Source organism: Corallococcus exercitus, from assembly GCF_042231735.1.
GTDB classification, from domain to species: Bacteria; Myxococcota; Myxococcia; order Myxococcales; family Myxococcaceae; genus Corallococcus; species Corallococcus exercitus_B.
The window spans coordinates 3,838,399-3,858,552 of record NZ_CP102577.1; the positions used below are offsets into that span (position 1 = coordinate 3,838,399).

24 protein-coding genes are annotated in these 20,154 nt (G+C 68.5%); 2 read left to right on the forward strand and 22 right to left on the reverse strand.

What is annotated here, in order from left to right:
• The first annotated feature begins 52 nt into the window (after window positions 1-52).
• A complete protein-coding gene (locus NR792_RS14820; protein WP_375760685.1) occupies window positions 53-1,111 on the forward strand; it encodes a tetratricopeptide repeat protein in 1,059 nt (352 codons plus the stop codon).
• Window positions 1,112-1,138: 27 nt separating this feature from the next.
• Window positions 1,139-2,197 carry an FHA domain-containing protein gene (locus NR792_RS14825; RefSeq protein WP_375760686.1) on the forward strand — a complete coding sequence of 353 codons (1,059 nt, stop codon included), beginning with the start codon at window positions 1,139-1,141 and terminating at the stop codon, window positions 2,195-2,197.
• 89 nt (window positions 2,198-2,286) lie between these two features.
• Here NR792_RS14825 and sctV read toward each other — a convergent pair whose 3' ends face one another.
• The 22 genes from sctV to NR792_RS14935 form a co-directional block, all read right to left on the reverse strand.
• Window positions 2,287-4,413: a type III secretion system export apparatus subunit SctV gene (gene sctV, locus NR792_RS14830; protein ID WP_375760687.1), complete on the reverse strand. Its 2,127-nt coding sequence runs from the start codon at window positions 4,411-4,413 to the stop codon at window positions 2,287-2,289.
• 86 nt (window positions 4,414-4,499) lie between these two features.
• The gene (locus NR792_RS14835) at window positions 4,500-4,967 is read right to left on the reverse strand and encodes a tetratricopeptide repeat protein (protein ID WP_375760688.1); all 468 of its coding nucleotides are present in this window, start codon (window positions 4,965-4,967) and stop codon (window positions 4,500-4,502) included.
• Between the two features lie 100 nt (window positions 4,968-5,067).
• Complete coding sequence (locus NR792_RS14840) at window positions 5,068-5,526, reverse strand: hypothetical protein (protein ID WP_375760689.1); 459 nt, start codon at window positions 5,524-5,526, stop codon at window positions 5,068-5,070.
• A 182-nt stretch (window positions 5,527-5,708) separates the two neighbouring features.
• Window positions 5,709-5,930: a hypothetical protein gene (locus NR792_RS14845; RefSeq protein ID WP_120530291.1), complete on the reverse strand. Its 222-nt coding sequence runs from the start codon at window positions 5,928-5,930 to the stop codon at window positions 5,709-5,711.
• 211 nt (window positions 5,931-6,141) lie between these two features.
• A complete protein-coding gene (locus NR792_RS14850; RefSeq protein ID WP_120530291.1) occupies window positions 6,142-6,363 on the reverse strand; it encodes a hypothetical protein in 222 nt (73 codons plus the stop codon).
• 212 nt (window positions 6,364-6,575) lie between these two features.
• Window positions 6,576-6,797, reverse strand: coding sequence for a hypothetical protein (locus NR792_RS14855; protein ID WP_120530291.1), 222 nt, complete (start codon window positions 6,795-6,797; stop codon window positions 6,576-6,578).
• Between the two features lie 210 nt (window positions 6,798-7,007).
• On the reverse strand, window positions 7,008-7,229 hold the full coding sequence (locus NR792_RS14860; protein ID WP_120530291.1) for a hypothetical protein: 222 nt from the start codon (window positions 7,227-7,229) through the stop codon (window positions 7,008-7,010).
• Window positions 7,230-7,371: 142 nt separating this feature from the next.
• Window positions 7,372-7,953: a hypothetical protein gene (locus NR792_RS14865; RefSeq protein ID WP_375760690.1), complete on the reverse strand. Its 582-nt coding sequence runs from the start codon at window positions 7,951-7,953 to the stop codon at window positions 7,372-7,374.
• Window positions 7,954-8,047: 94 nt separating this feature from the next.
• Entirely contained in the window at window positions 8,048-8,524 is a 477-nt protein-coding gene (locus NR792_RS14870; RefSeq protein ID WP_375760691.1) for a SycD/LcrH family type III secretion system chaperone, read from the reverse strand.
• Window positions 8,525-8,527: 3 nt separating this feature from the next.
• Window positions 8,528-9,010 (reverse strand): hypothetical protein, encoded by a 483-nt coding sequence (locus tag NR792_RS14875; protein ID WP_120558041.1) that lies wholly within the window; start codon window positions 9,008-9,010, stop codon window positions 8,528-8,530.
• 46 nt (window positions 9,011-9,056) lie between these two features.
• A complete protein-coding gene (locus NR792_RS14880) occupies window positions 9,057-9,338 on the reverse strand; it encodes an EscU/YscU/HrcU family type III secretion system export apparatus switch protein (RefSeq protein ID WP_375760692.1) in 282 nt (93 codons plus the stop codon).
• A gap of 10 nt (window positions 9,339-9,348) precedes the next feature.
• On the reverse strand, window positions 9,349-10,431 hold the full coding sequence (gene sctU / locus NR792_RS14885) for a type III secretion system export apparatus subunit SctU (protein WP_375760693.1): 1,083 nt from the start codon (window positions 10,429-10,431) through the stop codon (window positions 9,349-9,351).
• Window positions 10,432-10,459: 28 nt separating this feature from the next.
• Complete coding sequence (locus tag NR792_RS14890) at window positions 10,460-11,278, reverse strand: flagellar biosynthetic protein FliR (RefSeq protein ID WP_375760694.1); 819 nt, start codon at window positions 11,276-11,278, stop codon at window positions 10,460-10,462.
• Window positions 11,275-11,541, reverse strand: coding sequence for a type III secretion system export apparatus subunit SctS (sctS, locus tag NR792_RS14895; RefSeq protein WP_120528175.1), 267 nt, complete (start codon window positions 11,539-11,541; stop codon window positions 11,275-11,277). The genes NR792_RS14890 and sctS overlap by 4 nt, the downstream gene beginning before the upstream one ends.
• A 16-nt stretch (window positions 11,542-11,557) precedes the next feature.
• Window positions 11,558-12,385 carry a type III secretion system export apparatus subunit SctR gene (gene sctR, locus NR792_RS14900; protein ID WP_375760695.1) on the reverse strand — a complete coding sequence of 276 codons (828 nt, stop codon included), beginning with the start codon at window positions 12,383-12,385 and terminating at the stop codon, window positions 11,558-11,560.
• A gap of 10 nt (window positions 12,386-12,395) precedes the next feature.
• The gene (locus tag NR792_RS14905; RefSeq protein ID WP_375760696.1) at window positions 12,396-13,049 is read right to left on the reverse strand and encodes a flagellar biosynthetic protein FliO; all 654 of its coding nucleotides are present in this window, start codon (window positions 13,047-13,049) and stop codon (window positions 12,396-12,398) included.
• A 102-nt stretch (window positions 13,050-13,151) separates the two neighbouring features.
• On the reverse strand, window positions 13,152-14,513 hold the full coding sequence (gene sctQ / locus NR792_RS14910; RefSeq protein WP_375760697.1) for a type III secretion system cytoplasmic ring protein SctQ: 1,362 nt from the start codon (window positions 14,511-14,513) through the stop codon (window positions 13,152-13,154).
• Window positions 14,510-15,421, reverse strand: a complete 912-nt coding sequence (locus NR792_RS14915) for a flagellar hook-length control protein FliK (protein ID WP_375760698.1) — start codon at window positions 15,419-15,421, stop codon at window positions 14,510-14,512. Before NR792_RS14915 ends, sctQ begins: the two co-directional genes overlap by 4 nt.
• Before the next feature lie 36 nt (window positions 15,422-15,457).
• Window positions 15,458-15,946, reverse strand: coding sequence for a flagellar assembly protein FliH (locus NR792_RS14920; RefSeq protein WP_171420301.1), 489 nt, complete (start codon window positions 15,944-15,946; stop codon window positions 15,458-15,460).
• Window positions 15,947-16,008: 62 nt separating this feature from the next.
• Window positions 16,009-17,322: a type III secretion system ATPase SctN gene (gene sctN, locus NR792_RS14925; protein WP_375760699.1), complete on the reverse strand. Its 1,314-nt coding sequence runs from the start codon at window positions 17,320-17,322 to the stop codon at window positions 16,009-16,011.
• Window positions 17,323-17,366: 44 nt separating this feature from the next.
• Window positions 17,367-18,044 (reverse strand): FliH/SctL family protein, encoded by a 678-nt coding sequence (locus NR792_RS14930; RefSeq protein ID WP_375760700.1) that lies wholly within the window; start codon window positions 18,042-18,044, stop codon window positions 17,367-17,369.
• A gap of 24 nt (window positions 18,045-18,068) precedes the next feature.
• Window positions 18,069-20,126: a hypothetical protein gene (locus NR792_RS14935; protein ID WP_375760701.1), complete on the reverse strand. Its 2,058-nt coding sequence runs from the start codon at window positions 20,124-20,126 to the stop codon at window positions 18,069-18,071.
• Between the last annotated feature and the right edge of the window lie 28 nt (window positions 20,127-20,154).

Sequence of the window (20,154 nt, forward strand, 5' to 3'; positions counted from 1 at the left end):
CGGCAGGCCGGCGTTGCCTCATGGGGTGGCGCTCTCCTACACTCGGGCGGCCATGCGTCTTCGCCTCGTCCTCGCCCTGACCGCCGCCGCCTCCCTCTCCACCACCGCCTGCCTCAGCACGCCGCCCCCGCACGAGCGGGCGCTCATCAACAATGAGCTGTGCGCGCAGGAGATGGCCAACGGGGACCTGCAGAAGGCGGAGACCTACTGCAACCTGGGCCTGGAGTTCTCCCCCCAGTACGCGGACCTGTGGGCCAACAAGGGCCTCATCGCCATGTACTCGGGCAACAAGGGCAAGGCGAAGGAGTTCTTCATCAAGGCCCTGCGCTTCAACCAGGAGCACCTGCAGGCCTACCAGAACCTGGGCGTCCTCTATTTGGAGGAAGGCGCCTACGGAAAGGCCCACGACAACTTCAAGCGCGCCCTGCAGGTGAACCCGGACAACCTGGAGTCGCGCTACGACCTGGGCCTCACCTACATGAAGATGGGCAAGACGAAGGAGGCCAAGAAGGAGTTCGACACGCTGCTCGCGGTCAACCCCAACGTGGCCAACGCCCACCACAACCTCGGCATCATGGCCTACGAGGCCAAGGACCTGGAGGGCGCCTTCGAACACATCTCCCAGGCCGCCCAGCTCACCCCGGACTCCGCGGAGGTGTGGCACGACCTGGGCACCGTCCTCATGGAGCAGAGCCGCTTCGCGGAGGCCCGTGAGGCCTTCGGCAACTGTGCCCGCCTGGATGAGAAGAACTCCAGCTGCCTGAACAACCTGGCCGTCGCCCAGCGCAAGGTGGCCCTCACCGACTCCGCCCTCAAGGAGCTGAAGGACACCCAGACGGCGGAGAACAGCGCCCCGGCCATGTACCTGCTCGCGCGCCAGTACCGCGAGAAGGGCCTCCTCGCGGAGGAGGAGAGCGCCTACCGCAAGTGCGTGAAGCTGGACGCCAAGTTCGCGCCCTGCCACTTCGGCCTCTTCCAGATCTTCAACGACGCGCACAAGCAGACCCACGCGCAGACGGCCTGCAAGAACTTCATGAAGTTTGGTACGTCCGAGGAATTCCCCACCGAGTACACGACGTGTGAGAGATTCCTCGCCAACGACTCGTTCTAGCCGTCCCTCCGGGTAGCGACACACGCGATGAGCGTCCGTCTGACCGTCACACAGCGCAGCGAGGCCGGTGGCGCCTCGGGCAAAGAGGTCGTCCTCGACGACTCCGTCATCACCCTGGGGCGGGACAAGACCTGCCAGGTGGTGCTTCCGCAGCAGGCGGTGTCGCGCAACCACGCGCGCATCATCCAGGAGGGCACGCTCTACTTCCTGGAGGACCTGGGCAGCGCCTACGGCACGAAGATCAACGGCAAGGCGCTCCCCAAGGGGGAGAAGGAGCTGCTGCGCAACGGCGACGTCATCGCCATCGCGCAGTACGACGTCCGCTTCGACAAGGTCGTGGAGATCGCCCCGGACGTCAGCGACAAGACGTCCTTCCTCGCGCGCGGCATCTTGAAGGACGCGATGCGCGGCCTCGCCGGCGGCGAGGAGCGCTTCCTGCGCTACATGAACGGCCCGCGCGAGGGCCAGCGCATCGAAATCTCCGAGGCCCAGGAGCACGTCTTCGGCCGCGACGAGAAGGAAGCCGACGTCATCCTCAAGGACGACCTCGTCTCCCGCAAGCACGCCAAGGTGCGCCGCGACTGGTCCGGCACGCACGTGGAGGACCTGGGCAGCCGCAACGGCATCAAGGTCAACAAGAAGCGGGTGAACCGCAAGGCGCTCAAGGACGGCGACGAGCTGGAGATTGGCGCCACCCGCTTCGTCTACGTGGACCCCGCCGAGCCGCCCGACGAGCCGGCGGTGAGCCTCTCCTCGGAGAGCTCCGCCGTCGTCCCGGCGCCGTCGCCGCCGCGCCCCTCCCCGCCCAAGCGCGAGGAGCCGCCCCCGCCCGAGCCTGAACCGGAGCCCGAGCCCGCCCCCGCGCCGCCGGAGGAGCCCGCCGCGTCCGAGGAGCCGCAGCCCGACGCCTCCTCCGAGGAGCCGCAGCCCGACGGCGGGATGGGCGAGTCCATGCCCGAGCCGGAGCCCGAGCCCGCGCCGGTGTCCGCGCTCGCGGACAAGAAGAAGCTCGTCCCGCTCATCGTGATGGGCGTGGTGGGGCTGAGCTTCCTCGTGTTGATGATCGCCGTGCTCGCGGGCGCCTGAGGCGCTTCGCGGGCAACAGCCACTCCCTCCCTGAAACGACAAAGGCCCCCGTCGCGAGACGGGGGCCTTCGCACTTCCGGCGCGGGGGACTACCGGCCGGAGGAGATGCGCGCCACCGGCTGGATGTTCAGCTCGGGGGACAGCTCCTGGTAGCTGAGGATGGAGAACGAGGGGTTGAACTCGTACTCCAGCAGCTTGCGCACGTAGCGGCGGATGTCCATGGCCGTGAGGATGACGGGGCGCTGGGCGCTGGGCGGCAGGTGGCCGCACTCCGAACGCACCGCGCCGACGATCTCCTGGGCAATCTCCGGCTCCAGCGCCAGGTGGGCGCCCGCGGAGGTGCGCTTGATGGAGCTGCGGATGGCCTCCTCGATGTTCGGGTCGAGCAGGTACACCACCAGCGTGCCGGTGCCGCGCGCGTACTTGTGGGAGATGTAGCGGCGCAGCGAGGCGCGGACATGCTCGGTGAGCATGACGTTGTCGGCCTCCACCTGCCCGTACTCCGACAGGGCCTGGAGGATGCCGCGCAGGTCGCGGATGGAGAGCTCCTCCTCCACCAGGCGCCCGAGGATGTCCGTCAGCTTCAGCACGTTGACGATCTTCGGGACCACTTCCTTGACGATGGCCGGGAACGCCTTCTCCAGCTGCTCCAGCATCGTCTGCGTCTCCTGCACGCCCACGAACTCGCGGGCGTTCTTCCGCAGCACGGCGGCGGTGTGCAGGATGATGTAGCCGGGCACGTCCCAGGTGGTGAGGCCCGCGGACTCGAGCGTCTCCCGGAACTGCTCGGGCACCCACGCGGCCGGCTGGCGCGTCGCGGGGTTGATGGCCTCGAAGCCGGGGATGTTCATCAGCTTGAGGCGCTCCACCGTGTCGTTCACCAGGATGTGGCCCAGGGTGGCCTGGCCGGTGACGACGGGGACCTCGTTGATTTGGATCTGGTAGGCCCCGGGCGGCAGGCCGCCGTTGCCGCGCGCGCGCACGCCGGGGAAGCGCACGCCCAGCTCCACGAAGAGGCCGTCGCGCATGAACGGGATGAGCTCGAAGAGGAACTTGCCGCCGTCCTGCCGCGAGTCCACGAAGGGCACCAGCGCGTCGGACACCTCCAGCACGATGGGCGTGACGACGGGGATGAACAGCTCCGAGTCCGGGTTGAGCTGCTCCTTGGGCGGAGGCTCCGCGGACACGGGCGTGCCGAAGCTGGACTCCATCGCGGGGCCGGCTTCCTCGGCGGCGATGGCCTCGTCGCGCTTGCGCATCATCGTGTACGCGCCGAAGCCCGCGCCCGCGCCCAGCAGGAAGAAGGGAATCTTGGGGAGGCCGGGGATGAGGCCCAGGCCCACGAGCATGGCCGCCGCGATGGCGATGGCCTTCGGGAAGGCGGTGAGCTGCGAGCCCACGTCCTTGCCCAGGTGCGCGCCCTCTTCCTCGCCGCCCACGCGCGTCACCAGGATACCGGCGCACGTGGAGATGAGGATGGCGGGAATCATGCCGACCAGACCGTCACCGATGGTGAGCAGCGTGTACTTCTGCGCGGCGTCACCGGCGGCCATCCCCTTCTGGGTGACGCCGATGATGAGACCGCCCACGATGTTGATGACCGTGATGATGATGGACGCGATGGCGTCGCCCTTCACGAACTTCATCGCGCCGTCCATGGCGCCGAAGAGCTGGCTCTCACGCTCCAGGTCGCGGCGCTTCTTCTTCATCTGGTCCTGATCAATCACGCCCGCGCGCAGGTCCGCGTCGATGGACATCTGCTTGCCGGGCATGGCGTCCAGGGTGAAGCGCGCGGCCACTTCCGCGACGCGCTCCGAGCCCTTGGAGATGACGATGAAGTTCACCACCACCAGGATGAGGAAGAGGATGGCGCCGACGACGAAGTTGCCCTGCACCACGAAGTTACCGAACGCCACCACCACTTCGCCCGGGTCGCCGGTGAGCAGGATGAGTCGCGTGGTGGAGATGGTCAGCGACAGACGGAACATCGTCGTGATCAGCAGGATCGTCGGGAACGACGACAGGTACAGCGCGCTGGGCACGTAGAGGGAGATGAGGAGCAGTACCACCGAGATGCTGATGTTCAGCGTCAGCAACACGTCCAGGACGAGCGTCGGCAGCGGGACGATCATCATCGCCACGATGGCCACGACGACCACCGCGAGGACGATGTCGGAGTACTTGTTCAGGAAGCTGTTCGGATCGGCGTTGGCCATCGGCGGGGCCATCCTAATCCGTGCGCGCCCCCGAGCCCAAGGGGGGGCCTTCCCTCCCCTGTCCGGGAAGGGAGCCTGCGGTCAGGCTACGAGCGGTCCTCGGGGGCTTCGGATTCCGAAGCCTCGTCCGAGCTCTCCAGGGCCGCGGCGGCGAGCATGCGCGCACGACGGCTCAGGGGGTCCTTGTCCTCGGGGTCCAGCGACACGGCATGCTGGAAGTCGCGGGCCGCTTCCATCGTCCGGCCCTGGCGGAGGAACGCCTCACCCCGGTTGACGAAGGGCGTGATGTCGGTGGGGTCCAGCTCGATGGCGCGGTTGAAGCACGCCACGGCGGTGTCCAGGTCCTCCAGCGCCAGGTGGCAGGCGCCCAGGGCGGTCTGGAAGTAGGCCTCGCTCGAGTCCATGGCCGAGAGCTTCTCGAAGATGGCCAGCGACTCGCTGAAGTGCCCGTCCTGGAAGAGATTGAAGCCCTCCGTGGCCCGTTCGAGCATCTCCGGTCCAGACAGGGGCTTCTCGTTGTCGTTCGACACCGTGGCCTTGGATTCAGTCGTCATCGGCGCGTTCACCGGGGCGGGGGCAGCAGCGGCGGGGAGTCTAGCCCGGGGCCCCCGCCAGTGCCAGACGGGGACCCTTCCAAGGCACGGGCTGGACGGACTACTTCGACTCGTCGATCCGCTCCTGCACCTTCGCCATGATGTCGTTCATCGACTTGCTGATGATCGACTTGAAGATGTACTCGCTGGTGGAGGTGCTGCCGAGCGCCTTCTTGGCCTCGGCCTCGACCTGCTCCTGGGTGGCGTTCGGGTTGGCCGCGACGAAAGCGTCGACCTTCTCCTGCGCCTTGGACAGGGCGCGGGCGTTCGCCGTCTCGCTCAGGTCGAGGTTGCCCAGGTACGCGTCCTTCAGACCGTTCAGGGTGTCGCCCGTGGACTTGCGGTCGGTGGTCGCGGTCTGCTTCGTGGCGGCCTGCGGCTGCGCAAGGGTCTTCAGCTGCGCGTTGAGGTCGCCCAGCTCGCGCGTGGCCTTGGCCGAAGCGGCCGGGTTCGCCTGCGTCGGGCCCGTGGTGCGGGCCGTGGGGGAGAAGGAAGGAGTACGGTTGATCGTGTTGCCCATGTGAACCAACCTCGTTCAAAAAGCGGTTTCCAAGGTTATCGGCGGAGAGGCTAGGAGAGTTTCTGGATCCCGAACAAGGGGCCGAGCGCTTTCGGAAGCGCTGAAACGCCGCCGGCCCCGGACCGGCACCCCCGAAGGAGCACCAGCGCGGGGCCGGAGCGAACCACTCAACCTGTCAGCGACTACTTCAGGTTGTTGATGGCCGCCATCGCCATCTCGTCCATCTTCTTCATCAGGTTCGTGATCGTGCTCATGATCTGCGAGTCCTGCTGAACCTTCTTCTGCGCCTCCAGGAAGCCCTTCTGCTCCGGCGGGGCCTGGGCGATCATGTCGTCCATCGAAGAGCGCTGGGAGTTGGAGGTGCTGATGGCGGTGGAGAGGACGTTCGCGAGGCCGCTGGCCATGGTGTGCTCCTTCAGGAGGACGACGAGGTTTTTGTAACGGCGACAGCTACAAAAGGATTATCGGTGAAGCGCCTTCGGAGTTTCCTGGGTGATTTCCAGGATCATTTCCGCCTGCCGTCGGGCCTGAAGCCCGAAACGCCGCCGGCCCCGGACCGGTGCCCCTGAAGGAGCACCAGCGCGGGGCCGGAGCGAACCACCAACCTGTCAGCGACTACTTCAGGTTGTTGATGGCCGCCATCGCCATCTCGTCCATCTTCTTCATCAGGTTCGTGATCGTGCTCATGATCTGCGAGTCCTGCTGAACCTTCTTCTGCGCCTCCAGGAAGCCCTTCTGCTCCGGCGGGGCCTGGGCGATCATGTCGTCCATCGAGGAGCGCTGGGAGTTGGAGGTGCTGATGGCGGTGGAGAGGACGTTCGCGAGGCCGCTGGCCATGGTGTGCTCCTTCAGGAGGACGACGAGGGGTTAGTACGGCGACAGCTACAAAAGGATTATCGGTGAAGGGCCTTCGGAGTTTCCTGGGGATTTCCTGAAATCATTTTTCCCCGGCCGCCGGGCCTGAAGCCCGAAACGCCGCCGGCCCCGGACCGGTACTCCCGAAGGAGCACCAGCGCGGGGCCGGAGCGAACCACTCAACCTGTCAGCGACTACTTCAGGTTGTTGATGGCCGCCATCGCCATCTCGTCCATCTTCTTCATCAGGTTCGTGATCGTGCTCATGATCTGCGAGTCCTGCTGAACCTTCTTCTGCGCCTCCAGGAAGCCCTTCTGCTCCGGCGGGGCCTGGGCGATCATGTCGTCCATCGAGGAGCGCTGGGAGTTGGAGGTGCTGATGGCGGTGGAGAGGACGTTCGCGAGGCCGCTGGCCATGGTGTGCTCCTTCAGGAGGACGACGAGAGGTTTGTACGGCGACAGCTACAAAAGGATTATCGGAGGAGGAGGGCCGGAGTTTCCTGGGTGATTTCCAGGATCATTTCCGCCCGCCGCCGGGCCTGAAGCCCGAAACGCCGCCGGCCCCGGACCGGTACTCCCGAAGGAGCACCAGCGCGGGGCCGGAGCGAACCACCAACCTGTCAGCGACTACTTCAGGTTGTTGATGGCCGCCATCGCCATCTCGTCCATCTTCTTCATCAGGTTCGTGATCGTGCTCATGATCTGCGAGTCCTGCTGAACCTTCTTCTGCGCCTCCAGGAAGCCCTTCTGCTCCGGCGGGGCCTGGGCGATCATGTCGTCCATCGAGGAGCGCTGGGAGTTGGAGGTGCTGATGGCGGTGGAGAGGACGTTCGCGAGGCCGCTGGCCATGGTGTGCTCCTTCAGGAGGACGACGAGGGGTTAGTACGGCGACAGCTACAAAAAGATTATCCGTGAAGCGCCTTCGGAGTTTCCTGGGTGATTTCCAGGATCATTTCCGAACCTCCCGACCCGCTGGGGAGGCGCGGAACTGTCAGCCCTTCAACTTCCCAAGCGCCGGATTCTTCATCCAGGCCTTGAAGGACTCCAGCTGCTGCTGCTCCGCCTTCGGATCAGGCGTGCCCGCGAACTCGGGGTTGAGGGTCATCTTGCCCTTGCTGGAGCTCTCGAAACCGTCCGACGGACCCTTGGGGCTGGCGCGGGACGCGGCGGGAGCGGCCGCGGGGGCCGGAGCGCCGCCCGGGGGCTGGATGGCCATCTTGCCGGCGATCTCGGGGTTGATCTCGAGCGCCATCTTCTGGATGGTCATGCCGTAGGTGGAGATGCGGAACTGCAGGTACTCCACCACCTGGCCGAGGATGGGCGGAGGCGGAAGGATGGGCTCCTTCATGAAGCGCGTGAGCGCGTCCTTCACGTCCGTGTAGAGCTGCTGATCCAGCGGCGCCGTGGGAGCTCCGGAGGCCACCAGCTTGCGCATGTTGCGCAGCACCTGCTGGAACACGCCCGTCGCGGCCTTGGACTGCTCGTCCAGTTCCACCAGGAGCTTCTCTCGCTTCGCGGTCAGCTCCGGCGGCTCGGGCGGCAGCGGCGGGACTTCCTTCTTGGGGGGGGCCATGAACCTCTCCATCGGTTGAGGTGAATGAATCGAGCCTAACAGAGTTTACTGGGCTTCCACATCCAACGACCCGGTGACAAGGGCCCGCCGTGGATCAGCGCCGCGTGAGGGCGTTCACCATGGCGCCGGCCTTGCGCACCACCGGATCATCCGTGGGGGACATGGCCGCCGCGCGGCGCAGGTCCTCGAGCGCCTGGGGCTTCTGTCCCAAGGCCAGCTTCACCTCCGCGCGCCCCACGTAGACGGCGGGGTCCTGCGGCGCCAGCTTCGCGGCCACGTCGAAGGCGGCGAGCGCGCCCTGCCCGTTGCCCGCGGCCATCTCCACCACCCCGAGCGCCTTGGCGAAGTACACGTCCGTGGGGTTGATGGCGTAGAGCCCCTGGAAGAGCGTCCGCGCCTCCGCCACCCGGCCCTGGTAGAAGAAGAAGTAGGCCGTCTTGGCGATGGCGTAGAGCTCATCGTTGGAATAGCCGCGCACCTCGCGGAGCGTGGCCTTCCCTTCCGCCCAGCGCTGCAGGAGCGCGGTGAGCTTCGCCTCGTCCTGCGGATCTTCCGGGTCCAGCGCCGCCATGGGTCAGTAGCCCTCGTCCTTCTGCTCTTCCCACATGCGGCGGATGATCTCCTGCGACTCCGCGCTCACCTGGTCCACCAGCCCCAGCATCGCGGACTCGCGCTGCAAGAGGGCCTTGAGGCGCTCCAGGCGCTCCGGCGGCGCGTTCACCTTGGACAGGCCGCGCTCCAGCATCCGGCGCTGCCCGTCATCCCCGCGGCCGGCGACGCTGGCCAGGTGCGGCCGGTCGCTGAAGCCCTCCAGGTCCGCGTCGTGACCGCCCGGGTGGGGCGGCAGGGGCAGCCGGAGCTCTTCCGACGAGTGCGCCGGACCGATGAAGTCCAGCAGCGCCGCGGAGGGCAGCGACGGGTTCTTGATGTTGCCGGCCTTGCGAGCCTTCTTCGCCCGGTCCAGCTGGGACGGGTCCACCAGCCGCTCACGGACGCTGCGGGGACCTCCCCAGGGCCAAAGCGCGGTGCTGGGGGGCTGATTGTTGATTCTGGCCATGGTGGCCCGACTTCAATACAGGTAGGGGGTTCGCGTCCAGCCCCCTTCAGCGTCCGCCCGCCTGCTCTCGCTGGAGCGCATAGATGAAGTTCAGCACCTCCGCGACCGCGTCGTAGAGCTCTTCCGGCACTTCCTGCCCCACGTCCACCCGGTACAGGGCGTGCGCCAGGGACACGTTGCGCATCACCGGGATGCCGTACTGCTTGGCGATCTCCCGGATCTTCTCCGCCTTCAGGCGCATTCCCTTCGCCACGACCCGCGGGGCGCCGTCCGCCTGCTTGTCGTACTTGATGGCGATGGCGATGTCCGCCTCTTCGTCGCTGGCCATGCCGTCCTCCTCAGGCGCGCGCCGGCGGCGCCGCGTTCTGCTGCTGCTTCAGCCCGTAGACGAAGTTCAACACCTCCGCGACCGCGTCGTAGAGGTCCTCCGGCACTTCCTCCCCCACTTCCACGCGCAACAGCGCGTGCGCCAGCGGGACGTTGCGCAACAGGGGCACGTCCGCCTCGCGCGCCAGCGCCTTGATGCGCTCCGCCTTGGCGTCCATGCCCTTGATCAGCACCCGCGGGGCGCCGTCCTTGTTCTGGTCGTACTGCAGCGCCACGGCGACGTGGTCCGGGTTGGTGACGATGACGCTCGCGTCCTTCACGGCCTCCATCTGGGCCCCCTCCATGATCTCATGGTGGAGCTCCTTGCGCTTGGCCTTGTGGTGCGGGTCACCCTCGCTCTGCTTGTACTCCTTCTTGACCTCCTCCTTCGTCATCATCATGTCCTTCATGTACGACTTGCGCTGCCACCACACGTCGAACACGCCGAAGATGACGAAGAGCATCACGATGCGCACGGACACCCGGTAGATGATCTCTCCCAGGATGGCCATGATGCCTTGCGTGTCCTGCCGCACCGTCTCGATGACCAGGGGCATCGAGTCGCGCACCACGCCGGTGACGACGTAGGCGGCGACGGAGATCTTGATGAGGTTCTTCAAGAGCTCCACGAAGGACTTCTTGGAGAACATGTTCTTCAACCCCGCGATGGGGTTGAGCTTGTCGAACTTGGGGATGAGCGGGTCGATGGTGAAGAGCGACCCCACCTGGAGATAGTCCAGCAGCCCGCCCAGCACCGCCGCGCCCGCCACCACGGGTATCGTCAGGAGCAGCATCGTGCGCAGGCCCATGATGAGCAGCTGCGTCGTCGCCAGCCCCAGGTCCTGCGAGTGGGCGATGGCGTCGAAGCTGAAGCGGAAGAGCGAGGAGATCTCCGTCTCCACGTTGTCCCAGGTGCCCTTGACGATGCCCAGGCCGGCGATGAGCACGGCCACGCCCGTCAGGTCCTTGCTCTTCCAGGTCTGACCCTTCTTGCGCGCGTCGTCGAGCTTCTTCTGCGACGGTTCTTCTGTTTTGTCGCCACTCTCGTCCGACATGGAGGAATCCCGGGAGGCTTGAGTCCGCTCAAGCCAGGAGCTGGATGGCGTGCTGGAACATCCGGAGCATGTTGGCCAGCTCCTGCTGCATGCGGCCAATGACCACGTGGATGGCGATGAACATGATCAACACGCCCACCAGCGGCTTGAGCGACATGGAGATGAAGAACACCTGGATCTGCGGCGCGACGCGGTTGATGGCGCCCAGGGCCAGGTCGGTGACGAACGCGGCCACCATGCCGGGGCCGGCCAGCGCCAGACTGATCTTCAGCAGGTCCGCGAAGGAGCGGATCATCAGGTCGAAGAAGGGCCACACGCCGCGGCTGAAGCGCGGGAAGCCCTCCAGCGGCACGATGGCGAGGCTGTCCGCGAGCGCCCGGATGATGATGTGGTGCCCGTCCAGCGACAGGAACAGCACCACGCACAGCTGCACCTTGAGGCTGGAGAAGAGCGACACCTGCGTGCCCAGCTGCGGCACGTAGAGCTGGGCGTTGTTGCTGCCTGACATGGTGTCCATCAGCGTGCCGGCCACGCGGGCCGCGTCGAACACCATGTTGACGATGTACGACAGCGCCACGCCGATGAAGACCTCCTTGAGCAGCAGCCCGATGTACGGCAGCGCGCTCAGGGGAATCCGGTCCATCCGGTCCGCGACGGACGGGAAGAGCACCGCGGACACCAGCAGGCCCAGGCCCAGCTTCATCTCCGAGGGAACGACCTCGCCGCCCAGGAACGGGCTGAAGATGAGGATGGGCATCACGCGGCACATGATGAGTGCCATCGTGAAGATGGTGACCGACAGGTTGACCCGAGCACCCAGCTCGGCCATGGCTTCGCCGATGTTCATCTGCCGATGAGCGCCGGGAACCGGTCGAAGACGTGGAAGGTGAAGCGCAGCAGCTGTCCGCCAATCCACGGGCCCGTCATGGCCAGCACGCCGAAGACGAGGACGACCTTGGGCGCGAACGACAGCGTCTGCTCCTGAATCTGCGTGGTGGCCTGGAACAGCGAGACGAGGAAGCCCACCAGGAGGCTCATGAGCACCGGCGGCGCGGAGACCACGAGCACCAGGAACAGCGCCTCCTGGGTGATGAACGTGAGCTGATTCATGGGAGTACGGGGCTCCTTACAGGTAGCCGATGACCAGGCCCTTGGCGATGAGGTACCAGCCGTCCACGAGCACGAACAACAGCAGCTTGAAGGGCATGGAGATGGTCGTGGGCGACAGCATGTGCATGCCCAGCGCCAGCAGGATGTTGGCCACCACCATGTCGATGACGATGAAGGGCACGAAGAGGAGGAAGCCAATCTGGAAGGCCTCCTTCAGCTCGGACACGACGAAGGCCGGCACGATGACCATGAAGTCGTTCGGGCCAATGTCCTTGCGGTCCTCCTCCTTCCGCATCTTCTTCGCCAGGCTGTAGAAGAGCGTGCGGTCCTTGTTGGTGACCTTCTTCATCAGGAACTCGCGCAGGGGTTCCTTGGACTTGTCCGCGGCGCCCAGCATCGTGCCCACCGTCTCCGAGGAGAAGACGGACGTTCCCCGGGACCAGATGTCGATGCCTCCCGCCCGGTACATCTCCGTGCCCACGGGGGCCATGATGTAGACGGTGAGGATGATGGCCAGGCCGGTGATGACCTGGGTGGGGGGAATCTGCTGGGTGCCCAGCGCCGAGCGGACGATGGAGAGCACCACCGAAATCTTCACGAAGCTGGTCACCATCATCAGCGCGAACGGGACCAGGGACATGGCCGCGAGCGCGAGGATGAGGATGAGCGGACGGGAGGTGAAGGAGTCGCTGCTCACCGCCTCCTTGACCATTTCATCCGGCATCGAGTCCCCGCCCTTCTTCGCCGCGGACGCGACGAAGGGGTGCAGCGACACGAGGGCCGCGAAGAGCCAGGGCGGAGCGCGGAACAGCAGCGGACGGGCGGCGGGAGACGAACGGTTCACGGGACGGCCTTCAGACGCCCGGCGGCGGCGTGGTGCCACCGGTCCGGCGGGAGAGGAGCTTCTGGAGGAAAGGACTCAGGGAGACCGGAGACGACGGCGGACGCGCGGCACGGATGCGCTCCACGGCGTCGCGGTCCAGCTTCGAAACCAGTTGCACGCCACCCTCGCCGCCACCCACCAGCAGGTACTCGTCCGCGGCCTTCAGGACGAAGAGCGTGCGCCGTTGATCCAACGGGATGCGCTCCATCACCGACACGACCGACGCCTTGCCCACGGGCACGCCCTGCAGGCCCATCAGCCGGCGCAGGCCCACGTTGAGCGTGAGGTAGATGGCCGCGAGCACCGCGCCCAGCAGCGCCACCGTGCGCACCACCACCCAGCCCAGGCTCTCCTGCGCCGCGTCGGCTTCCGGCTCGGCGACGCCCAGCTCGCGGTCCAGTTCGTCCGCGTGGCGCTTCGCGCGAGACGCGCCATCGCCGGCAGGGGGCGCCGCCGCGGGAGCCGCTGGCTTCACGGCCTCGGGCGCGGCGGCCTCAGGAACCGGCGCCGCGACGGAGGCGTCAGGCGTGGAGGCCGCGGGCGCCTGCGCCAGGACGGCGGGCGACGCGAAGAGCAGCGCGGCGCCGAGCAACAGGCGCGAGGGGAAGAGACCGAGGACCGCCATGGATGGGCGCGAGCCTAGTGCACCCGAGTCAGGACCGCCACGGGCCCGGGCACGAGCACGCCCCCCTGCCCGCCTGCCCTGTGACGCACGGGCACATGCGCTTCAGCTCAGGTTGATGATGCGCACGCCGAGCTGTCCCTCCAGCTCCACGAGCTCGCCCCGGGCCACGACCTTGCCGTTCACCGACAGGTCCACAGGCTCACCCGCCCCACGACGCAGGTCGATGACCTGGCCTGTGCGCAGGCCCACCACCTGTTCGGCCGTGATGGGCACTCGCGCCAGCTCCACCGCCACCTGCAGGGGCAGGTCGCTGAGCAGATCGCTTCCGTCCTTGTCGTCCAATGCCGCCCCTTCGAGTTCCGGAGGAACGCCCAGCTCCGGGTTGGTGAAGTCCTCGTTCTCTTCCGACCCGCCGGACTCCCCACCCTGGGGGTTGCCCGGCTCGCCGGGGATGATGTCCGTGATGCGCGCCCGGTAGCGGCCGTTCTCCACGAACACGTCCGCCGCGAAGTGGCCGGTGCGGCCCAGGCCCAGGCGCAGCTGCGCCGTGCCGGCCTCGCCCTTGTCCGGCCGCGCCGACAGCAGGTCCAGCAGCAGCACGTCCTTGATGCGCAGCGACGCCAGGTCCTGGGCGGACAGCTCCGCCACGCCAATCTCCGCGCGCAGCCAGTCGCGCAGCGCGGACAGGCGCCGCCCGTGGGCCTTCATGTCCTGCCGGCGTTGGTCGCGCCGCTGGGCGCTCTCCACCGCGGGCTCGGCCGCCTCCAGCACCGCCGACGGCACCACCAGCCGCACGATGCCGCGGTGCGTGCCCAGCACCGCGTTCAGGTGCACCGTCAGCATGGGACCGTCCTCGCCCAGGCGCGCGGAGACCTCGTCCACGCCGCGCGCCACGCCGTCCAGCCGGGGCCGGGGGACGCCGGGCTGCAGCCCGGGCACCAGCTCCTTCAGGGCCTCCAGGACGACGTAGCCCATCACGCCCTCCTCGATGTCCGTCAGGGGCCGCAGGCCCACCGTCTCACCGGCGCCGCCCAGGAGCAGGTCCACCGCCGAGTGCGCCAGCGACAGCTCGATTTCAAGGATGGCCCGGCCCTTGAGCGCGCCGGGGGCCAGCACCGCCAGGAAGGACGGGTCCCCCAGGAAGCGGCGCAGCTCCGTCATGGGGCGCGCCTGGGCGGACTCCACCGACAGGCGCACGTCCACGTCGAACAGCGCCTTGAGGCGCGCGCAGACGGTCTCCAGCGTGCCCGCGTTGGGCGTGAGCCAGCGCAGCCGCTCCGCCAGCTGGCCCTGCGAGCGCGACACCTTCTCCAGGTGCGAGAAGGCGAACGGCCGCCACGGCACGACCGGCTCGGGAGCGCGTGCCGGCGCCGCGGCGGGCTTCGGGGGCGGTCCCAGCTTCCGGGTGTCGACCAACATGGTGCGCTCGAAGACTCCGGGCTCGTCGTCCGGCTCCAGGCTCATGTCTTGGCCTCGAACCTCAGATTTTCAAGCGCCAGGCCCCGGCCGCCCAGGGCGCTGCGCAGGCCGTCGCTCTGCTCTTCCAGGAGCTTGAGCGTGTCGCGGTCGCTGCCGCTGAAGGTGGCGGAAATCTTCCCGTTCTTCGCGCTGACCTTGATGGACAGGCCGTTGAGCACGTCGCCGCGCAGGTCGATCTGGAACTCCGCGTTGCCCGCGGCGTTGGTGCCCACGCGCACGCGCTCGACGATCTTCTGGGCGATCTCGTTCGCCATGGCGCGCAGCCGCTCGGAGCCCGCCATGTCCTTGGGCTTGGCCACCGGCACCGGTGCCATCAGCGCGGGGTTGAAGCGGAAGCCCGCGGCGGCGGCCATCTGCCCGCCCTTGTCGTCCTTCTCCTTGCTGGCCCCGCCGCCGCCCGCGCCCTTGCCGCCACCGGCGTTGACGTCGATCTTCAGCTCGCCCTTCTCCTGGCTCAGCCGGCTGGCCTGACCTTCGGCCTTGGTCATGTCGCTCTCGCGGACGTCCGTGGAGCGCTTCTCCTCCACGACCTCCGACTTGCGGGCCTCCCCTCCCTTGGACAGGCCCTGCGACTCGGCGTTGCGCTGGGACTGCTGGGCGCCCTGGGTGGACTCCCCGGGCTTGGCGAAGGCGGTCTCCTTCTGGGCCAGCTTCTCGTCGAACGTCTTCCCCTGCCCCTGCGCGAGGCGCGCCAGCACCTGCTTGCCCAGGGGCTGCTTCAGCTCCTGCGCCTGCTTGGGCAGGGCCTGCTCCGCCTGGCCCTGCTGGACCAGCTTGGAGAAGACGGAGTCGCCCTGCAGGCGCTTCTGGGTCTTCGCCTCCGCGAGCTTGCGCTCCTGGATCATCCGCTCCGCCAAGCGCGCGGCATCGCGATCGTCATCAACTCGGCTCATGGCGTCTCTCCAGACTCAGCGGAAGGCGGCGGGAGGTTACTTGCGCTGGCGGGCCAGGAACAAGGCGCTGCCGATCTCCTCCTGCTGCAGCTCCTCGCGGTCCTGGCGTTCCTTTTTCACCTGCTTGACGAACTTCTCCTTGTTCTTCTCGATGGCCTTGAGCTCCTTGGCGGCCTCGGCCATCAGCATGCGGCGCTGCTCCACCAGGCGGCCGGCCGTCCGGACGACCTCCTTCTGGTGCTCGATCTGGAGGGCGACCTGGGCTTCGTCGTCCTTCAGACGCTCCTCGAAGCGGCCCATCATGTTCATGCCGTTGATGCCGGCGCCCTTGGCCATGATCTGCTGGAAGTACTCGGCGACCTTGGCCTTGCGCTCCTTGCGGCGGCGCTCCAGCTCCGCCTCCAGGCGCTGCTGTTCCTGCTCTTCCTTCGCCAGCGCCTTGACGGCGTCGGAGAAGGCCTGCTCGGCCTCCTCCTTCGCCTTCTCACGCATGTCCAGCAACGACTGCAACCGGTACGGGGGCATGGTGGGGGCATCCTACCCAAAAACCGCCCCGTCCATGCAGGCCGGCCGGAAGGCGGCCCGCCTCAGTCCGCGAACAGGTTGATGAGCTGCTCCACGGTCTCCTCGTACGGAGAGTTGGAGTGGGTGTCCTGCTTGAGGAAGTCGATGATGGCGTCGTACTTCTCGATGGCGTAGTCCGTCCTGGGGTCCGCGCCGGCCTGGTAGGCGCCCAGCAGGATGAGGTCGCGCTGCTTCTCGTAGGTGGCGAGCGTCTCGCGCAGCTTGCCAGCGGCCTTCTTGTGCTCCTTGCTGACGATGCCGCTCATCACACGGCTGAGGCTCTGGAGCACGTCCATGGCCGGCCACTGGTTTCGCGCGCCCAACTCACGGTTGAGGATGAAGTGGCCGTCGAGAATACCTCGGACTTCGTCGGCGATGGGGTCTTCCATGTCACCGCCGGCCACGAGGCAGGTGTAGATGGCGGTGCACTTGCCCTTCGCCGAGTTGCCCGTGCGCTCCAGGATGCGCGGCAGCATGGAGAAGACGCTGGGCGGGTAGCCCTGACGCGCCGGGGGCTCGCCGATGGCGAGGCCGATGTCGCGCTGGGAGCGCGCCAGACGCGTCACCGTGTCGAGCATGAACAGCACGTTGCCGCCGCGCTCCCGGAAGTACTCCGCGATGGCCGTGGCGACGTAGGCGGCGCGCAGACGCACGAGGGCGGGCTGGTCGGACGTGGCGCACACCAGCACGGCGCGCTTCATGCCCTCCTCGCCCATGGCGTCCTCGATGAACTCGCGCACCTCGCGACCACGCTCGCCGATGAGCGCCACGACGCTCAAGTCCGCTTGCGTGTTGCGGGCAATCTGCCCCATCAGCGTGGACTTGCCGACGCCGGAGCCCGCGAAGAGGCCCACGCGCTGGCCCTCGCCCACGGTGAGCAGCCCGTCGATGCAGCGCACGCCCAGGGGCAGCGGCCGCTCGATGCGCTGGCGGGTGAAAGGGTCCGGGCAGTCGCGGTCCACGGACCAGTCGATCAGACCCTCCCCTTCCAGGGGCCTGCCGTCCATGGGCTCGCCGATGCCGTTGAGCACGCGGCCCAGGAGATCGTCACCGCACTTGATGGTGAGCGGACGGCCGGTGGGGATGCACTCGCTGTCCGGACCGATGCCGTACAGCTCGCCCAGGGGCATGAGCATCACCTCGTCGCCCACGAAGCCCACGACCTCCGACTTCATCAGGCCGCGCTGGCGGTTCTTGACGAGCACCACCTCGCCGATGCGCACGTTGGGCACGCTCGCCTTGATGACGAGGCCCGTCAGCTCCGTGACGCGGCCGCGCACCCGGACGAGGGACGCTTCCTTGATGAGGTCGTAGTAGCGCGAAAGGTCGATGGCCATGGCGGATCCGGGAAGGCTCTAGGGCGCGGTGCGGGCCTGAAGGCTCAGGGAGGGCCGCTCTTGCGCGAGGTGTCCGGCTGCAGGAGGTTCTGGAGCATCTCCAGCTGGGTGGGCAGCTGCGCGTCCACCGTGCCGAACTCCGTCTGGACGATGCAGCCCACGGGAGCGACCTCCGGGTCCTCCTTGATGGCCAGGTCCACCGTGCGGCCGATGAGCTCCATCAGCACCGGGCGCTTGGCGCGCAGCACCGCGGCCGTCTTCGGGTGCACGCGAAGCACCATGGCGCGCGCGTTGCGCAGGTTGTCGATGGCCGCGGCGCACATGTCCACGAGCAGCTCCGGCTCGCGCTCCAGGTCGCGGCCGAGGATCTTCTCCGCCATCTTCAGCGCCAGCGCGATGATGTCCTGCTCCTGGGACTCGAGCATCTCGCCGGCCTGCATCTTCGCGCGCAGGAGCAGCTCCGTCGCCTGCGCCAGGCCTTCCTGACGGCCCAGGTCCCTGGCCTTGGCGAAGAGTTCCTCCTTCTCGCGCTGGGCCTCGGCGAGGATGCGCTCACGCTCGCGCTGGGCTTCCTCGATGATGCCCTGGGCGCCCTGGCGCGCCTCGAAGACCTCGGCGTTCATCACGCCCGCGCGCGGCGGACGCAGCGCCGGTCGCTCGGACGAGGCGACGACCACCGACTCCGCCAACCCGTCCCCCTTGATTACCTTGCCGATCGCCATGGGCCACTCCTTGGAGACCGGATGCTAGCGCGTTCCGCCGCGCGGTCCACGCCCTCCCGGGCCGCCCGCGTCATCCGGGCCCGGCCGGTCGGTGGGAGGGGGGCGCCTGCGGCCCACCTGGGTTCCCTCCGAGGACCGGGAGGAGGATGCCTGGCTGGAGAGCACGCGCGGGGGACGCTCCGGAGCATCCCCCGGTTCGGGACGCGCCGCGGGACGGGAGCCGGTGCGCGAGCGCAGCACCCGGGCCCCATCTGCGGACTCCCCGGAGGGGTCCGGGCGCCGGGGAGCGCGCACCTCCGCGTCGGCGGGGGGGCGCGCTGGGCGCTCGGGGCGCTCGACCCGGACGGAGCGGCCCTCGGGCCCGTCCGGCTCCGGCGGGCGTGACGCACCGCGTGCGCCCAGCCTTGAGGGCGGCGGGCCAATGCGGGCACCCTCCGGATCCGGCCGGGCGGGACGCGAGGGACGGGGTGCGTCCGGATCACGGCGGCCGGGAACGCCCCCGGTCGACGCGCGGGGCGCGGGGCCCACCGACGAGCCCCGGTCCACCGGCATCCGGCGCATCTGCGAGCCGTTCGCATCCCCTTCCGGCGCCACCATGGACGCGCGAGGCGCGGGGCCACGCTCCGGCGGCATCCGGCGGATCTGCGAGCCTCCGGCCTCCCCTTCCGGCGCCACCATGGACGCACGGGGCGCGGGGCCGCGCTCGCGCTCCACCGGCATCCGGCGCATCCGGGAACCGTCCGCGTCCCCTTCCGGCGAGACCATGGACGCGCGGGGGGCGGGCCCCACCGACGAGCCCCGCTCCTCTCCCGGGGGCGGCCGCGAACGTCCGCCAGGGGCAGCGCCCGGCCCCGCGTCACGGCTGGAGGCCGCACCCGCGCGACGGGCGGCGCGCTCGGCCATGAAGTCGCGTTTGGCGGCGGCATCTCCCGCGGCCTCGTCGTCGGCGGCGCCGCCCCGCATCGGCCTGGGAGGCCGGAGCGCGGGCGCGCGCGACGGATCCGCCGAGGAGGGACGCTGACCTTCGCGCGGTGCCGGGGCCGCCGCGGCGGACGGACGGGCTCCCGGGGCCGGGGCGGGCTTGCGCGCTCCCGGGGGTGGAGGCAGCACGGCGGAGGGGCGCGGCGGCGGCGCCGTCAGGCGCACGGGCCGCTCGATGAGGCCGCGCACGGCCAGCCGCTCCAGGTCCATGACGATGTCGGTGCGGCCGCCATCCCCCCGGGCCGTCGGCCGCGAGCGCTCCTCGCGCACCCACTTCGCCAGCAGGTGGCCGAACTCGCCACGGTGCTTCTCCAGCATGCGCGCGGCGAACTCCGGGGACTGCGCCACGCACGCGCGCGCCAGCCGCTGCACGCCCGCGCTGCGGATGGCACCGGCCAGACGGCTGAAGCCTTCGTGCAGGTTGATCTGCGCGCGCGCGTCCTCTTCCGGGAGCTTGCGCGGCGCATTGGCCGCCACGGACTTGCTCGCGAGCTGGAGCAGGTCCGGAGGCAGCGACTCCATGAGGCCGTTCAGTTCCTCTTCGGGGAGCCCCGCCAGCGCGGGCCCGAGCACGCGCGCCCCCAGGCGATCGCTCACCGTGAGCAGCTCACGCGTCTGGAGGTTGAGCACGTCCGCGAACTTGAAGCCCGCGGACTGACCGGCGACCTCGCGCGCCAGCGCCTCCTCCAGCTTCCAGCGGATGATGTCCAGGACCTGGGGCCGCACCTCGCGGGTGAGCTTCACGCGCGAGGGGGGCAGGTGGCCGCGCACGGCCTCCGCCATGTTGCCGGGCAGCGCGCGCAGGGTGACCTCCACCAGGGCCCCGCGCTCGCGCTGGAGCAACGCCGCCAGCCGCTCCGGGTCCGCGGTCCACAGCTGGCCGCGCCGGTCCTTCATCAGGCGCTTGAGCTCCTGCACCACCGCGGGCAGGCGCTTCTCACGCGGAATCTGGAGGATCTCCTGCGCGCGGTGGCGCAAGAGCGCGCCCTCCTCCTCCGGCAGGTGCTCCAGCGCCGCCATGCTCTCCTGGCCCCCGAAGGTGACCGCGGTGAGCAGCATCATCGTCTGGCGCTTGCTGAGCGAGGTGAAGAAGGAATCCAACGGTCACCTCGCGGGCCCCCAGGTGGCC

What these genes read in the sequence shown, in the direction of transcription:
- sctS (WP_120528175.1), bottom strand. Translation starts at nt 11,541, where the DNA reads ATGAATCAGCTCACGTTCATCACCCAGGAGGCGCTGTTCCTGGTGCTC.
- NR792_RS14920 (WP_171420301.1), bottom strand. Translation starts at nt 15,946, where the DNA reads ATGCCCCCGTACCGGTTGCAGTCGTTGCTGGACATGCGTGAGAAGGCG.
- NR792_RS14915 (WP_375760698.1), bottom strand. Translation starts at nt 15,421, where the DNA reads ATGAGCCGAGTTGATGACGATCGCGATGCCGCGCGCTTGGCGGAGCGG.
- NR792_RS14870 (WP_375760691.1), bottom strand. Translation starts at nt 8,524, where the DNA reads ATGGCGGCGCTGGACCCGGAAGATCCGCAGGACGAGGCGAAGCTCACC.
- NR792_RS14855 (WP_120530291.1), bottom strand. Translation starts at nt 6,797, where the DNA reads ATGGCCAGCGGCCTCGCGAACGTCCTCTCCACCGCCATCAGCACCTCC.
- NR792_RS14835 (WP_375760688.1), bottom strand. Translation starts at nt 4,967, where the DNA reads ATGACGACTGAATCCAAGGCCACGGTGTCGAACGACAACGAGAAGCCC.
- sctV (WP_375760687.1), bottom strand. Translation starts at nt 4,413, where the DNA reads ATGGCCAACGCCGATCCGAACAGCTTCCTGAACAAGTACTCCGACATC.
- NR792_RS14840 (WP_375760689.1), bottom strand. Translation starts at nt 5,526, where the DNA reads ATGGGCAACACGATCAACCGTACTCCTTCCTTCTCCCCCACGGCCCGC.
- NR792_RS14825 (WP_375760686.1), top strand. Translation starts at nt 1,139, where the DNA reads ATGAGCGTCCGTCTGACCGTCACACAGCGCAGCGAGGCCGGTGGCGCC.
- NR792_RS14850 (WP_120530291.1), bottom strand. Translation starts at nt 6,363, where the DNA reads ATGGCCAGCGGCCTCGCGAACGTCCTCTCCACCGCCATCAGCACCTCC.
- sctQ (WP_375760697.1), bottom strand. Translation starts at nt 14,513, where the DNA reads ATGAGCCTGGAGCCGGACGACGAGCCCGGAGTCTTCGAGCGCACCATG.
- NR792_RS14865 (WP_375760690.1), bottom strand. Translation starts at nt 7,953, where the DNA reads ATGGCCCCCCCCAAGAAGGAAGTCCCGCCGCTGCCGCCCGAGCCGCCG.
- NR792_RS14930 (WP_375760700.1), bottom strand. Translation starts at nt 18,044, where the DNA reads ATGGCGATCGGCAAGGTAATCAAGGGGGACGGGTTGGCGGAGTCGGTG.
- NR792_RS14860 (WP_120530291.1), bottom strand. Translation starts at nt 7,229, where the DNA reads ATGGCCAGCGGCCTCGCGAACGTCCTCTCCACCGCCATCAGCACCTCC.
- NR792_RS14890 (WP_375760694.1), bottom strand. Translation starts at nt 11,278, where the DNA reads ATGAACATCGGCGAAGCCATGGCCGAGCTGGGTGCTCGGGTCAACCTG.
- NR792_RS14845 (WP_120530291.1), bottom strand. Translation starts at nt 5,930, where the DNA reads ATGGCCAGCGGCCTCGCGAACGTCCTCTCCACCGCCATCAGCACCTCC.
- NR792_RS14880 (WP_375760692.1), bottom strand. Translation starts at nt 9,338, where the DNA reads ATGGCCAGCGACGAAGAGGCGGACATCGCCATCGCCATCAAGTACGAC.
- sctN (WP_375760699.1), bottom strand. Translation starts at nt 17,322, where the DNA reads ATGGCCATCGACCTTTCGCGCTACTACGACCTCATCAAGGAAGCGTCC.
- NR792_RS14820 (WP_375760685.1), top strand. Translation starts at nt 53, where the DNA reads ATGCGTCTTCGCCTCGTCCTCGCCCTGACCGCCGCCGCCTCCCTCTCC.
- NR792_RS14905 (WP_375760696.1), bottom strand. Translation starts at nt 13,049, where the DNA reads ATGGCGGTCCTCGGTCTCTTCCCCTCGCGCCTGTTGCTCGGCGCCGCG.
- NR792_RS14875 (WP_120558041.1), bottom strand. Translation starts at nt 9,010, where the DNA reads ATGGCCAGAATCAACAATCAGCCCCCCAGCACCGCGCTTTGGCCCTGG.
- sctU (WP_375760693.1), bottom strand. Translation starts at nt 10,431, where the DNA reads ATGTCGGACGAGAGTGGCGACAAAACAGAAGAACCGTCGCAGAAGAAG.